Source organism: Moorena sp. SIO3H5, assembly GCF_010692395.1.
Taxonomy (GTDB): Bacteria; Cyanobacteriota; Cyanobacteriia; order Cyanobacteriales; family Coleofasciculaceae; genus Moorena.
Map to the genome: position 1 here is coordinate 1 of NZ_JAAHHS010000041.1, position 14,433 is coordinate 14,433.

The following is a 14,433-nucleotide window of genomic DNA, read 5'->3' on the forward strand; positions in this document are numbered from 1 at the left end:
ACTGGAGTTCAGACCCGTGTTCTCTTCCGATTTGGAGGGCTGATAGTATCCTCGTGCTGCTACACGTTCCCAGTTTCCTGATAGCACGAATGGGAATTTATTGTTCCTCATAGCACGAATGGGAATTTATTGTTCCTCATTGGTCATTGGTGATTTGGTATGTGATAATTGCTATTTTTTATTTAGTATTTGCTATCTTTTATTTAGTATTTGCTGTTTTTTATTGGCTATTTACTACTTGCTATTTTCTAGTTTACTGGATGCAAGCAAGTCTTTTTAATTTTATTTTTTACCGTTTTCCTTGGTCAGCAAACACCTCCATTTCCCCTGCCTTAGAGGGTTGGCATGCCACATTACCAATTGGTTGAGAACCTAACCCGGATAGCCCATCCACCTGCTTAATTCGACAAGACTTGGTGAAGGAATAATAGTCAGGTTTCGTGTCAGGATTTGAACGGGGGCCGTTCCAATTAGCCTGCAAGTCTAAGTTATAGTCATACCCAGACTCCCTGGATGAAAATTTATAGGTCACTTTCCATAGAGGGTCTTCAGCAACCGGTGAGCTTTGTTTGGCTTGATATTCAATCCCCTTCAGCAACTTTTGGTGATTTACTTTAAGCAGGGATTTCTCAACCTCTGACCAAGATTTTTCATTCAACTCTTCTTTCAATTGAACTTCCATCCCCTCTAATATCGATACACCTCTAGATACCATAGTGACTTGGGCAGAGGGCAATTTCCATACAAAGGAACTATGGATAAAATTATCACTCAGTAAGCTAGGATATTGCACTAGCCAGTTTTGAATCACGAAATAAAACTGTATCCAGCAGCTAATCAGGAGCTGGCTACCGAATAAGATAACTAGATATTGACGTTCTGCTGGAGAGGGTTTTTTTACCTTAAATTCTACTGCTAAAATATAGGGTAAACTTGCAATTACGGCTGATATCAATGGCCAACTAATGAACGCCAAGGATGATAATTCCCCTGAGTCGATGCCCAATAAATAGGTACTTATCCCCTCAATTCCGAGCTGGTATTCTCCAAGGTTTAAATTGATGCCGAATAGATAAATACTAGTTAAAGCGCCAGTAATCCAGGGACCTAGGGGCAAGCCTGTCTTGGCCTTTTTTTTCTTCTTGGCAATTCTTAGCTTAGCCGCCGCTGCCGTTACCCAGTAAACAAATAAAATAAATAAAATACCACCACAGCTTGCTATCAGGCGTTGTACAAATCCAGTGGCTAACCCTGCCATTACATAAGAAAACACAGTGAGCCACATCATAGCCTGCCAGGAAAATGCCTTGGGAGGTTTCAGTAAATTTACCACCCAGTCTACCACCGCTAAGCCAATGACAAATTCGAAGAAGGATGTGAAAAATTTCACGACGCTAGTTATCCAGTAATGGGGTTGACAGAAAGGAAACGCAGAAACAAAAGTAGTAAGATAGCGCTATAGCTACAGGAATTAGCAATGAGGACAACCATAGCTCGATTTTCCCCACCCGATCCTCTCTGACCAGAGCGCCTAAAGGATAATGACTTTTCCTCATCAGAAGCCGATTTGGAAGCAGTTGCTTGATCTTCAGCTAGTTCTAAAAAGATTTTGAGTAACCTCAGCCCTGCCAGCTTAATAATAAAGGAAATAAAGAAAATTGCGATCACACTGATAGCGATAAGAGCATAAAAATTGTTTGGCTTATCCTCTGAAAAGTGATCGAAAAAGATATAACTTATTATCTGGTCTTGAAATCCCTGAGGAAGTTGGTCGTGAAGGGCAAAAAAACACCACCAACCTACAATGGTGGAAAGTAGATTAATCGATGCTGCTTGCTGCATGCTGGTTTTGCGGTTGAGTTTTAGCCCTCGTTGTAAGACTATCCCTTCCACCGCAATTACCACCAGCAGGAAGAGAGTTTGAAACACGACCGTCTGTAGGGGCAATACAGGTGCCATAATTTATAGGTTTGCTCCAACGTAAGAATTTGCATTAAAAACCCGTTTGAGCCACATTTTACCTGCACGATTCGGTGAAACTTGGTTTTGTTGACACTTTATGTTGACACTTTATAGTTGATTATTTTGTGTCAACCGTCAACACAAATGGAGCAACTAAACGGGAGCAGGTCTAATGTTCACGCTTATTAGACTACCAGTAATTTTCGGATACTGGTAGTGAAATTGAATGAGGGGTGTTACCCCTAAGCCTTTGTCTTGATGCAGTCGCTGGGGGAACGCCAGTTGCTCATGGGGGAAACCCCCAAGACCGCACTGGCTCCCCAAGACCGCGCAAATCACGCTTCTGGCGGGTTTTCTGTTAAACTCCATAACCACAGGCTATACATTGAAGCACGACAAGGAACATCTGTAAAGATGCGATTGGCCGTAGGCCACGCTACGGGATGCTCCTAGGTCGCGGCTACTTGAGGTGCGAACGCTCCAATTCAAAATTAAAAATTATTAATTCAAAATGACAATCAGTGGGGGCTTGTACCCGCCACTGATTGAAGACCAAGTTGCGAAAATTCAGTGGGGGCTTGTACCCAGAATTAATTAATTCAAAATTAAGGCCGTAGGCCACGCTGCGCGAACTGATTTTCTTTATTTTGAAGTTTGAAGTTTGAATTTTGAATTACCACTAGGGGTCAGTGTCTGGTGGTTGACTCCTGGGGCAATGCTATGGTTGATGGGTGTACCCCACACCTGACAGACAAGCCAAAACTAGATCTTTACTATATCTTTGCTGATCAACTCCCATCATCATGGCGCAAACCTATGACACGAAATCACTATGAACCTGAACTCAAACTGCATTCTGAAAAAGGAGTAGACTACACTAAACTGCGAGACGTACTAGCAGCAGGCAAGTGGAAAGAAGCCGACCTAGAGACAGCCAGGGTACTCTTGGAAGCAGCAGGTCGAGAAGCTGAAAAATGGCTAGATATAGAGTCGCTCAAAACATTTCCTTGTGCTGACCTGCTGACCATTGACCAGCTTTGGGTAAGATACAGCCAAGGACACTTTGGGCTTAGTGTTCAGCAGTCCATTTATAAAGAGGCCGGAGGAGACTGCGTTAGGCTAGGTGAACGCATCGGTTGGAGAGTGAGGGGAGAGTGGATAGCCTATAGTAAAATCAAATGGAATCTAGATGCCCAGATGGGACACCTACCCGTCTGTATGGCATTTATCTGGAGTAATCATCGGTCTGTATCCGGTATCGTGTGGTTATCTCGGGTAGGGTGTGAGGCGTGGTATAATTCATTAATGCAAAGACTATTAGAGTGTAGCATATAAGCGTTACAGCCCAAGGAAATAATTCTTTAAACAAAAATTTTAAACAAAAATCTTTGCTACAAATTCAATAAACATTTTAGGGATTTCAAGGTTAGTTTGATAACTAAAAACTACCAGGTCTATTGTTTGGAGCGCGCTTTGTACAAACTAGGGATGATTTGTTAGTGTATGGGTTACTCCCCACTCCCTACTGCTGGTCCTGGAAGTGGATAAATCTTTTGGAGCGTTTACCATAAACAAACATAATTCTCTACGGCTATGAGATAGGCTGTATCTGGATCGACAACAATGGAGTATTGAAACTCTGCGCTCTTCCATAGGCGCAGATTCTTCGGAGGAGTTAACTAACAAATGTTAGCCATTGCTCGAAACAATCACATCAACTTCACCTGCCGTAACACCAATAGGCTTGCAGTCCATCAGGCAGTGCCAATTACCGCTACTCTCTCACGGTGGTGGGGGTTCAGGTTACCTTTAAGTATGTGGTTTGTAAGTATCTGGTTTGATTCACTAGCCTTAAAGCCTTTGCTTGCAGGGGCTAAAATTAGACTAGGTGCCTGTAGCCAATCAATAATTTCCATTGATTGTCTTTTCAGTGGAAGCTCCCACTACTGGGAGTCCCAGCCAACCTTAAGGTTTTTTTTGTATAACTATTATTGTAGTACTTTGACAACAGTTAAAATCGCCTCCTCGCGTTTCCTTCACCAGATAAATGACCACATAAATAATAGTAGTTTCCACTCTCCCGTGAGGCTTTAGATGACCAGCGCTTATATCCTGATAGCCTCAATTTTGGTGTTGGGGGGGTTACTCGCTACCTTAGGCGATCGCATGGGTACACGAGTAGGAAAAGCACGGCTGAGTTTATTTAATCTACGTCCCCGTACCACTGCCACGGTAGTAACAATTATCACCGGTGGCTTAATTTCTGCCTCGACCTTGGGGATTTTGTTTGCCACCAGCGAGTCTCTACGGGATGGGATTTTTGAACTTGATAATATCCTCAAAAAACTTAGAAGTGCTCGCCGGGAGGTCAGCCAATTAGAGGATGAGAAAAATCGAGTAGCGCAGAAGTTAGAGGAGGCCAAAGCAGAGCAAATAGAGGTTCAGAAGCGTTTAGATGAAACCAATCGAAATTTCCAACAGGCTCAAAATCAACTGAAAGATGTCTCTGCTCAGGTTGGAGTGCTGCGTACTGAAATTAAGTCACTCCTAGGAGAACGTCAGCTGCTAATCCAACAGCGGAATCAACTCAATGAACAAATTACCCAACTCCAGAGCCAAATCACTCAATTAAAAGAATTGGTGAAAAAACGGGATCAGGAAATGCTGGAGTTAGACCAAGCTATCCAGGAGCGAGACCAAGCTATCCTCAAACAAGACCAAACGATCCAACAGCGGGATCAGGAGCTGGTTGAGAAAGACCAAGCTATAAAACAATTTGACCGCAAAATTGCTGAACGAGATCAAGTCATTGCTCAGCGTGAAACTTTCCTAAAACAACTAGAACAAGAACTTAAACAACTCGAACAAGAACTTAAACAAAAAGAGCGTCAACTTGCTGAACGTAATAAACAACTTGAATCACAAGAAAAACAACTGGCTTTTCTAAAACGGGAACTAGAAATTCTAGAACAGTACTATCAGAATTATCAAGTACTGCGTCAGGGAAATGTTGCTTTAATTCGTGGTCAGGTACTCACTTCTGGAGTAGTACGAATTGTCGATCCAACAGCCGTAAATCAAGCTGTTGATCAACTGTTGAGCCAAGCTAATAAGACAGCCGTAGACATTACCCGTGCTAGTAGTAGTAATTTCAAAGAGCCACTGGTGCAAATTACTCAAGCACAAGTGGATCAGTTAATCGAGCAAATTCAAGATGGTAGAGACTACGTGGTGCGAATTCTCTCAGCGGGTAACTACGTTGAGGGGGAAAAATCAATACAAGTATTTGCAGATGCAGCCCTCAATCAGGTTGTCTTTAAGGGGGGTGATGTCCTTGCTACCATTTCCACTAATCCCTCAACTATGACCAATGAGCAAATCCGCAAGCGCCTCGATCAGTTATTGGCAGCCTCTGAGTTCCGTGCCCGTCGCGCTGGGATTTTGGGTGATATTCAAGTTGGAGATGGTCGGCTGACCACCCTCATCAACTTTATTGAGCAGCTGGAGAAGTATGGCCAACCCCTTAATGTCAAGGCTATTGCCCAAGAAACTGCCTACACAGCTGGTCCTTTAAAAATGCAGCTGGTAGCGACCTACAATGGAGAAAATGTTTTTAAAACTATTGTTAACTAGCTAGGTTGTTAAGTAGCTAGCTCCTCCGCAACTTGCCAATCGGGATTGTTATTAACTGCCTCCTGAAGTAGCTCAAATATTTGCCGACAATGGTTATTAACCTGTAGAGGTAACTCTTCATTTTTGACGACAAAATTGATGGGCACTTGTTGAGCAGTGGCTTTGGATTTGTCAATTAATACGTCCACTGTCACCAGCTTGGTAAAGGATATATTACCCGGACTCTCTCTTGCCATTATATAGTCATCACTCTCATAGAGAATTTCAAAATCACAGGATTTTAGAACCTCAATCAGTAAAGGCAGAAGACGATCAAGGGAAATAGTTATTTTAATCGAACGGGTGTAGCGAGCCATATAGACCTGGGGCTTGCTGATAGCTAAACTTTTCTATCTTGACATTCCCCCGTGGGAGGGATTGCTCCCACGGGGGATTCTCGGTTCATCGACTTGCCATAACCTGACAGGTTTATACCAACCACGCTAGAGGGCAAACCTCCCTAAGGGTTTTAGGTCTTATTGACCAAGTTTTCCGCATTACCTGCTGTAACTTGTTTCTCAAAACGGCTGTTGATAGCTAATTAGTTTTTTGCTTCTAAGCCGATTTAGGTTACCAAATTGTTAGGCAAGGATTATGCAGTACCCTATCTCTGACGATACTTTTTACTTTACTGTACGAACGAAGGATTTGGCCAATAACTTATTGTTTTTTTAACTTATTTTTAAATTATTGGTTTAACTTGTTGGTTTAACTGATTGGTTTATTACTTTATTAGTTTATTAACTTATTGTTTTTTTAACTTTTGTTACTTGCTAACTTTTTCGTTCCTACTCTTATTAAAACTTCCTTTTAATCCAGGATTATTTTAACGCAATTAGATTCAGATGTCAAGAAAACTATCCACGGCGCTTAAAACCGCCCTACACGCTCACGTTTAATCCCCGTTGTAAAAAGACGGAGTTTTCAAGGAAAGACCCAAGGGGTAAAGCTTGCGCGAAGGTAAGATTTTTTATAATAATCTAATTTTCAAACATACTAAGCATGAATGTAGCAATCATTGGGTGTGGATACGTTGGTAGTGCAGTTGCTCACCTTTGGCATCAAGAGTTAGGGTTATCAACTACAGTAACCACTACTACCCCTGAGCGCCTTCGAGAACTAGAAACAATCGCTGACCGAGTGGTTGTGGTTAAAGGAAATGACCCTATTGGTCTAGAATCGGTAGTGAAAAACCAGGAGATTATTCTTCTGTCTGTGGGTGCTGCCAGTGCCAAGGTCTATCAAGAAACCTACTTAGACACAGCCGAAACCTTAGTTTCTGTGCTCAAAACCGCTCCTACGGTACGACAGCTAATTTACACCGGAAGCTATGCTGTCTATGGTGATCGACAGGGAGGCTGGGTAGACGAAACATCACCGATTGCTCCCCCTAGTCCCAATTATGAAATTCTGGCGGAAACTGAGCAGGTATTACTATCAGCATCCAATCCTAATCTGAAGGTTTGTATCCTGCGTCTGGGAGGAATTTATGGTCCGAAGCGGGAACTAGTCAAAATATTTGGTCGATTTGCAGGTACTACTCGTGAGGGTTCGGGTCAAGAAGTCACCAATTGGATTCATCTAGATGACATAGTTGGTGCGATAGAATTTGTCCGTTCTCACCAACTACAAGGGATTTATAACCTAGTAGATGACCAAATACTGACTTATCAAGAATTGCTTGAAAAAGTATTTAAACAGCACAACTTACCCTCTGTATCCTGGGATTCATCCGTTACTAAAGCCCGACCTTACAATGCCCGAGTGTCAAATAAAAAAATAATTGATGCAGGTTACCAGTTTATTCATCCAGAAAAAATTTTCTAATCTGATTACTCGGTGGGATTAGTTTACTGAAAACCTAAATAAAAGGAACGAGGCGATTGGTGCATGAATCGCCTCTAGCCAAGATTCAACAAATACACTATCTAAAATAAGTGTGAATTTTTTGTGATATATAGGATTTGGGATTTTAGGGAGCGGTGCGACCCGTGGCGAATTTAATTCGCCTACGGAAAGCGCACGCCCTGGGAATCGGGAATTGGGAATCGGGAATCGGGAATCGGGAAAAAATCTTGTTTACCTGATTACTATAAGAACCGATAATTACCCTGTCTTGATGCAGTCGCTCATGGGGGAAACCAACGGCAGTCGCTCATGGGGGGAACCCCCTTTGGCGGCGCTGCCTCCCCAAGACCGCGCTGCATCGCTTAATAAAAATCTCCCCATGTCCCTATCTCCCCATTTTCCCACACTCCCTTCACTTTCCTATTTCCCCGCGCCCAGCCCTATTAGCTGATCGGTGGTACGGTTAAGCCCTTAAGCGCCATCCTTTCTGCTGATGGGGTTAATCCCTTACTTTGAATTAAAACCCCAAAGCCACCTAATCCCGTTGGATCGATCAACTGGTGTAACCGTTGGCGACGCTGCATAATGTTGATCACATCCTGTGCTGTTGCGTTCGCATTTCCCCCTTCTGTGGGATCAGAAAGGGCAGCTATGCGATCGCCTAATCCCAATGCCATTAGAAACAACCCTTGCTTGGTGAAACCTACCTTACCTAAACCACATAACTCTCCTTGTCGCTCTAAGGCAGTAAAATCCACATGAGCAGTAATGTCTTGTTCGCCGATATAACTATAGGGGTTATTATGGTGCCGGTGGCGATAATAACACTGTAATGTTCCCTGATCACGGGCTGGCAAATAATACTTTTGGGCTGGATAGCCATAATCAATGGTTAGGACAAATCCCTGGTTTAACCGTTTCGCAACTGTTTTCATCCAATCCAGTGCGGCGAGATTCACCTCAGAGCGATAACCCTCTGGATAGGAACCAGAAAACAAATTAATACCTACCAAATCAAAATACTCTCTCAGTTGCGGTGTAGAAGGGGTATCTAAAACTTCTACAAACTTAATTTCATCGCCATCCTGCTCAACTGTTCCAATATAGATTTCTTTGAGATCTCCTGCTTTCAGCACAACTTGGTGTACCGGTAACGCATCAACCAATTCGTTAGAAAAACAGCAACCAGTCAGGGAATTGTCTTCTATTTCTTCCCAAGAACACCACCGCACAGGTAACGAGGGCTGGTGATTGTCGAGTAATGGTAGTTTTAGTTTCAACAACAGCTGCTTCTGTTGAGCAATCATTGCTGTTGCTTTTTCCACAATGATGTAATTTACGGCACCATAGCAATCTGGGTAGTGCTGGTGCAAGTAAACTAGAACATCTGCGGCTAGGAGTCCCTGTCCTGCTCCCATTTCCATCAAGGTAAAGGGTAATGGTTGTTCGAGGATATCCCACATTTGGGCAAACTGTTCAGCAAGTAATTCCCCGAAGTCTTTTCCTAGGTGGGGTGAGGTGAAAAAGTCTCCTGATGAACCAATGTTAACTGCACCACTGGCGTAGTAACCTAGCTGTGGATGGTATAGTGCTAAGTCCATGTACTGGGCAAAGGTAATTTGCTGCTTGGGTGCTGTAGCAATGTGATTAGCAATTACCTGGGGTAGGGGTTGAGTAGATGGAAGGTTTGAATTCAAGAAATTAGTCATGAGACTTCTTGCAAAAGGTAAGCATTCAGCTATCAGCATTCAGCTATCAGCATTCAGCAGTCAGCTTTGTGGCACAGGCTTTGGCCTTGGCCAAAAGGCCACGCGGGGCGCGTTTGGCCACGCTGTGCGAACGATGCTGGGAGGTAACTCAGCATTATTGGAATGCTGACTTGTTGTCTTGATCCAGTCGCTCATGGGGGAAACCCCCTGTTCCCTTGCTGCATCGCTTATTCAAAAGCTGAACGCGCACGCGTGCGCGTAGCGCATTAGCAGCTCAAGTAGCGTGCGCATAGGCTGATAGCTGATAGCTGATAGCTGATAGCTTACGTCAATTTTCTTCTCCCTACTCCCTACTCCCTACTCCCTACTCCCTTTTTTATAGCTTAAGTAGACACTTTTTTCTTAGCCGTGAATACGCCCTTGGGTTGAGTAATCACTGCTTGAGTCACCACCCCACCATTATCCATAGTGAAGTTAATACTATATCCTGGTAAATCCTTAAAATAAAATTCGGTTCCTTGGTAACGAACTAACTCTATCTCTTGCTGACTAGCTAATGACATAAATAGTTTATTATCTTTTATCAAGATAGTCATAGATTGACCAGAAATGTCATAGTCACCCACAAATTTATCCATAAAACTAGTGGTTAAAATGCTTTGGTCAGGGATTCGTTCAAATACAATATCCCTCACCTTCGGTTCTAGAGGTATGGACAGTCTCTGAATAGTTCCTTTGGGGTCATTAAAGAATGATAATAGTTGAAAATTATCAGAACCCTCTGATAGTAATTCAAAACTATCATAGTGGTAGTGCTTTAGTTCCGCAACGATGGAATTATAAGTTGCCGTTAACTGCTGATCTTTGAGCGCAATGGAAACTATTCCGTATCCGGGATGCTCAAAATCTCCTGTGTAATCTTCTAGGGGATGTGAGGGTTGAGTGCCAGTTTTAGGCTGTGGTTTGGTGTTCTGTTTGCCTTGTTCAGCCGCTTGTTTAGCTTCCTCAAGCTTACTCTTAATCCTTTCATTCCAAGGAACTTCGTCGAGACCGAGCAAGCGATCGCAAATGTGATAAGTTATAATACTTCGCAATTCGGTTCCTTGGAGATTGGTGAGAACTACCACACCAATTTTATCTTGAGGCATCAACGTTGTCAGGGCAAAAAATCCGTCAATACCACCCCCATGCTGAACGTGATTATGACCTCGGTAGGCAGTGAGGTTCCATCCTAATCCATAAGAGGAATGCCAGATTTCCGGATACCCAAGGGATGACGGCATCACGATTTGTGGCGTATACATCTCAGTAAGAAGATCAGGGTTGATAATCTGCTTATCCTCATAGTTTCCCTGGTTTTGATGGAGTAGAAGCCACTTCGCCATATCAGTAACATTGGAATTAATAGAGCCAGCAGGACCAATCGTGTCGATATTGCGAAATGGGATGGCTTTAACTACGTCATCTTTCTCTCGATAAGGAAGGGAAAAATCGTCAGTCTCCTGGGATTTGACAACGGAAAAATTGCTGTCTACCATCGACAAGGGATTAAAAATTTCCTGCTGAACAAATTCTTCCCAGCTGCTCTCGGCAATTTGACCGACTAAGTAGCCAGCCGTCATGTACATCAAATTTTGATACTGATAGACACTCCGCAATTCATGATTAGGTTCGAGATACTGTAAGCGCTCAACTATTTCTTTACGAGTGAAAGGACTGTTATACCACATGGAAAAATGACCGGGTAAGCCAGAACGATGAGTGACTAGGTCACGGAGAGTCATGTGTTCACTAGCATAGGAATCGTATAATTTAAACGTGGGCAGATAATGTCTAACCGGTTTATCCCAATTTAATTTTCCTCGCTCAGCCAAGATGCCCATAGCCATTGTGGTAAACGCTTTAGTGCAAGACCCAATGGCAAAGAGGGTTTTAGAGGTTACTTTTAAGCCTTTTTCTACATCCCTAAAACCAAAGCCTTCACAAAAGATGATATCGCTATCGTGAACAATAGCGACAGCCAGCCCTGGGACTTTCCACTCTTCCATTCTCTCGTTGATAAAATCACTAAGACCTTCCATTAGTGGCTCTCCATTGATGTTTATTTCAGAAGTTTCCACGCCAGTTGCTCATCTGACTCCCCACACTTCCCACACTTCCCACACTTCCCACACTCCTCCCACTCCCCTTTCCGCAATTCCTCTTTGTCCGGTTTACTGATAATCTATTCATTCACCCATAGCAGATATCGTGAAGCGGTTCACCGTTGGCGGTAAAATTAGATAAGATAGGTATATCTACTAGAGAAAAATTACTTATGGCTAGTGGTAAATCCCAGACTACCGCAACTCTCTCTCAGCGGGAAGTGCAAATCATCGAACATGTAGCGGCTGGTTTAACCAATCTCGAGATTGCTCAGGAGCTGGCAATCAGTAAGCGCACTGTTGATAATCATATCAGTAACATTCTGACCAAAACCTCCACTGATAACCGGGTTGGTTTGGTTCGTTGGGCCTTAAAGTGGGGCAAAGTTTGCTTGAATGATGTCAATTGCTGTCCTTTACCAGCCCCTGGTCAAACCAAGTGATACCAATCACTCATCCAGTCCCGGAGACTATTGAATCATTACTTAACTGATAGTTTTCACAGTCGGCTTGAAGCTAGGATTAGGCAGTTTTGCTCAGGTGGCTTTGATCAAGTCACCAGTTCATTACATCGGTGCCACTCGCAACCGCCCAGCGACTGAGCAAGAAACCCATTATTATATAAGTCACACTGGCATAATTAGTTTACTTGTCCAGAGTGACTTCTAAACTTTTGGCTGACTGCTGATAACTAAAAACTGATATCTAAAAGCTGATCACTCAAAGTTGACCGCTCAAGGTATATCTTAAGTATATCTTAAGATATTTTTAGCGATCGCGCGCAATCTTTGTGTAATATCCCCCATACCTATTTAGGCGTTGGGTAGATATCGTCGATATCTAGACCACTATTCCTTTCGTTCTACCACTACTTTCAATCGAGCCGCCAATGCTCCGATCGCTCCGAGGGCGAGTAACCAAGGAGCCAAGAAAATAGCAGTCACTCCTCCTAATACTCCAAAAGTTAGCGGAATCTCCAACAAAATCCGATCCTGCTCATTTTTGATCATAATTCGGCGAATATTCCCCTGATTAATTAGGTCTTTAACTTTGTCAATCAGGTCATTACCACTAATACTGAATTCTTCGACACTGACCTTTGGCTGAACATCTGGCTCTATGGAATTGGAGTGATTGTTTATTTGTTGATCAGTTGGTTCATTCATGGTAGGCTGCTTAGACACCGTAGTTGTAATTATGGTCATTACTTTTCTACATTAGCTCAAAAATAATTGTTAATGTTGATACAAAATGCTATAGGACTGGTGGTAGAGGATTTTGGGTTTTATAATAAATAGTCGAGATGTTCGTTCTATAATTGCTTGACACCGCTGTGACTAAAACCCCCCTACCCCTTAGTATCGGTGACCATAGGGATCACCACACCCAACAACCGGACGCTTTGGGACGTTTTGGGAAATTTGGTGGTAAATATGTTCCAGAAACCCTGATGCCTGCTCTGAGTGAACTAGAGCAGTCTTTTGAGCAATACCGTAATGACCCGGATTTCCAACAGGAACTACAACAACTGCTACGAGACTATGTGGGACGTCCTAGTCCTCTGTATTTTGCTGAACGTCTGAGTAACTACTATACCAAATCTGATGGTAGTGGACCACGGATTTATCTAAAACGGGAAGATTTAAATCACACCGGTGCTCACAAAATAAATAATGCTCTGGCTCAGGCATTGTTAGCCCAGCGCATGGGTAAGCGGCGCATCATTGCTGAAACGGGAGCGGGTCAGCATGGTGTGGCTACCGCAACAGTATGTGCTCGGTTTGGTCTCGAATGCGTCATTTATATGGGCGTTCAGGACATGGAACGGCAATCCCTGAATGTGTTTCGGATGCGTCTACTGGGAGCAACGGTGCAACCGGTATCCGCTGGAACCGGTACTCTCAAGGATGCTACCTCGGAAGCGATTCGAGATTGGGTGACAAATGTGGAAACCACTCACTATATCCTTGGGTCAGTGGCAGGTCCTCATCCTTACCCAAAAATGGTGCGGGATTTCCATGCTGTGATTGGCCAGGAAACTAGGGCTCAATGCTTGGAAAAATGGGGCGGTTTGCCGGATATATTGTTAGCTTGTGTTGGGGGTGGCTCCAATGCCATGGGTCTGTTCCATGAGTTTGTTAATGAACCCACTGTGCGGTTGATTGGCGTGGAAGCAGCAGGCGCTGGTGTAAATTCTGCTAAACATGCGGCTACCCTCACTCTTGGACGACCAGGAGTGTTGCACGGGGCAATGAGTTATTTACTCCAAGACCAAGATGGTCAGGTGATCGAAGCTCACTCGATTAGTGCTGGCTTGGATTATCCTGGTGTCGGTCCTGAGCATAGCTATTTGAAGGATAGCAGTCGGGCAGAGTATTATAGTGTTACAGACAAAGAAGCGGTGGCTGCGTTTCAACGGTTGTCTGAGCTGGAGGGAATTATACCGGCACTGGAAACATCTCATGCGATCGCATATCTCGAAACTCTGTGTCCCCAACTCAGTGGTAATCCCCAAATCGTGATTAACTGTTCCGGTCGGGGTGATAAGGATGTGCAAACCGTTGCTAAATTTATCTCAGATCAGACCTCGAAAGATTAAGAAAATAAAAAAAGAAGTAGGACATGTTAAGTGTCAAGGGTAAATTGTAAACTACGATACAGTAATTCCCAGAAATTAAAAATTCCCAGACATTAGAGCGTAGCTTTTTGCCAGCCTGCTCATGCCAACACCATTGGTCAAAATTAGTTTGGGAATGCTGATATTTACTGCTGATATTTACTGTGGAATTAACCCAAGTTTTTATCAAGGGTTCTTAACTCTAGTAACCACTGTGATTTAGTTGCTAGTTATGGTGCTATAACATCGCTTTACAGCGATAACTAACATTACTAACTAACACTACTATCTAACACTACTATCTAACACTACCGGTAGTGGTTAATCTCAGTGGTTACTCTCATCTTCACGGAAAACTATGCCGCAGAAATTCTGATCATGGGAACAGAAAGGGTACCCCATAGGAGCATCGAATAAACCAAATCCTGGGAGTTATCCCTAACAATACTATCCCATCAAAGATTATCCCATCAAAACTATC

At 43.3% G+C, this 14,433-nt stretch carries 13 protein-coding genes; 6 read left to right on the plus strand and 7 right to left on the minus strand.

Going from position 1 to position 14,433, the window contains the following annotated elements:
- Window positions 1-289: 289 nt before the first annotated feature.
- Together F6K52_RS07190 and fraC are read right to left on the minus strand one after the other, a co-directional pair.
- Window positions 290-1,390: a DUF5357 family protein gene (locus tag F6K52_RS07190; RefSeq protein ID WP_293075813.1), complete on the minus strand. Its 1,101-nt coding sequence runs from the start codon at window positions 1,388-1,390 to the stop codon at window positions 290-292.
- Window positions 1,391-1,398: 8 nt separating this feature from the next.
- Window positions 1,399-1,959 carry a filament integrity protein FraC gene (fraC, locus tag F6K52_RS07195; protein WP_293075815.1) on the minus strand — a complete coding sequence of 187 codons (561 nt, stop codon included), beginning with the start codon at window positions 1,957-1,959 and terminating at the stop codon, window positions 1,399-1,401.
- A 261-nt stretch (window positions 1,960-2,220) separates the two neighbouring features.
- On the opposite strand from fraC, the gene F6K52_RS07200 reads away from it, so the two are divergent.
- The 3 genes from F6K52_RS07200 (at window position 2,221) to F6K52_RS07210 (ending at window position 5,595) form a co-directional block, all read left to right on the plus strand.
- Window positions 2,221-2,415: a hypothetical protein gene (locus F6K52_RS07200; RefSeq protein ID WP_293075817.1), complete on the plus strand. Its 195-nt coding sequence runs from the start codon at window positions 2,221-2,223 to the stop codon at window positions 2,413-2,415.
- A 243-nt stretch (window positions 2,416-2,658) separates the two neighbouring features.
- A complete protein-coding gene (locus F6K52_RS07205) occupies window positions 2,659-3,297 on the plus strand; it encodes a GUN4 domain-containing protein (RefSeq protein ID WP_293075819.1) in 639 nt (212 codons plus the stop codon).
- Window positions 3,298-4,056: 759 nt separating this feature from the next.
- Entirely contained in the window at window positions 4,057-5,595 is a 1,539-nt protein-coding gene (locus tag F6K52_RS07210; protein ID WP_293075821.1) for a DUF3084 domain-containing protein, read from the plus strand.
- Window positions 5,596-5,603: 8 nt separating this feature from the next.
- Here F6K52_RS07210 and F6K52_RS07215 read toward each other — a convergent pair whose 3' ends face one another.
- Window positions 5,604-5,951 (minus strand): hypothetical protein, encoded by a 348-nt coding sequence (locus tag F6K52_RS07215; protein WP_293075823.1) that lies wholly within the window; start codon window positions 5,949-5,951, stop codon window positions 5,604-5,606.
- A 685-nt stretch (window positions 5,952-6,636) separates the two neighbouring features.
- On the opposite strand from F6K52_RS07215, the gene F6K52_RS07220 reads away from it, so the two are divergent.
- Window positions 6,637-7,461, plus strand: coding sequence for an SDR family oxidoreductase (locus F6K52_RS07220; protein WP_293075825.1), 825 nt, complete (start codon window positions 6,637-6,639; stop codon window positions 7,459-7,461).
- 279 nt (window positions 7,462-7,740) lie between these two features.
- Here the strand turns inward: F6K52_RS07220 and F6K52_RS07225 are convergent, their stop codons facing one another.
- From F6K52_RS07225 to F6K52_RS07235, 3 genes are all read right to left on the minus strand, one after another.
- Entirely contained in the window at window positions 7,741-7,863 is a 123-nt protein-coding gene (locus F6K52_RS07225) for a hypothetical protein (RefSeq protein WP_293075827.1), read from the minus strand.
- A 62-nt stretch (window positions 7,864-7,925) separates the two neighbouring features.
- The gene (locus F6K52_RS07230; protein WP_293075829.1) at window positions 7,926-9,191 is read right to left on the minus strand and encodes a class I SAM-dependent methyltransferase; all 1,266 of its coding nucleotides are present in this window, start codon (window positions 9,189-9,191) and stop codon (window positions 7,926-7,928) included.
- A gap of 383 nt (window positions 9,192-9,574) precedes the next feature.
- Window positions 9,575-11,311 carry a serine hydrolase gene (locus F6K52_RS07235; protein WP_293075831.1) on the minus strand — a complete coding sequence of 579 codons (1,737 nt, stop codon included), beginning with the start codon at window positions 11,309-11,311 and terminating at the stop codon, window positions 9,575-9,577.
- 197 nt (window positions 11,312-11,508) lie between these two features.
- Here F6K52_RS07235 and F6K52_RS07240 point away from each other — a divergent pair, with 197 nt between their 5' ends.
- Window positions 11,509-11,778, plus strand: a complete 270-nt coding sequence (locus F6K52_RS07240; RefSeq protein ID WP_293075833.1) for a LuxR C-terminal-related transcriptional regulator — start codon at window positions 11,509-11,511, stop codon at window positions 11,776-11,778.
- 405 nt (window positions 11,779-12,183) lie between these two features.
- On the opposite strand, the gene F6K52_RS07245 is transcribed toward F6K52_RS07240, so the two are convergent.
- Entirely contained in the window at window positions 12,184-12,540 is a 357-nt protein-coding gene (locus F6K52_RS07245) for a DUF4342 domain-containing protein (RefSeq protein WP_293075835.1), read from the minus strand.
- A 155-nt stretch (window positions 12,541-12,695) separates the two neighbouring features.
- On the opposite strand from F6K52_RS07245, the gene trpB reads away from it, so the two are divergent.
- Window positions 12,696-13,934, plus strand: a complete 1,239-nt coding sequence (gene trpB, locus F6K52_RS07250) for a tryptophan synthase subunit beta (protein WP_364416477.1) — start codon at window positions 12,696-12,698, stop codon at window positions 13,932-13,934.
- Window positions 13,935-14,433: the final 499 nt, after the last annotated feature.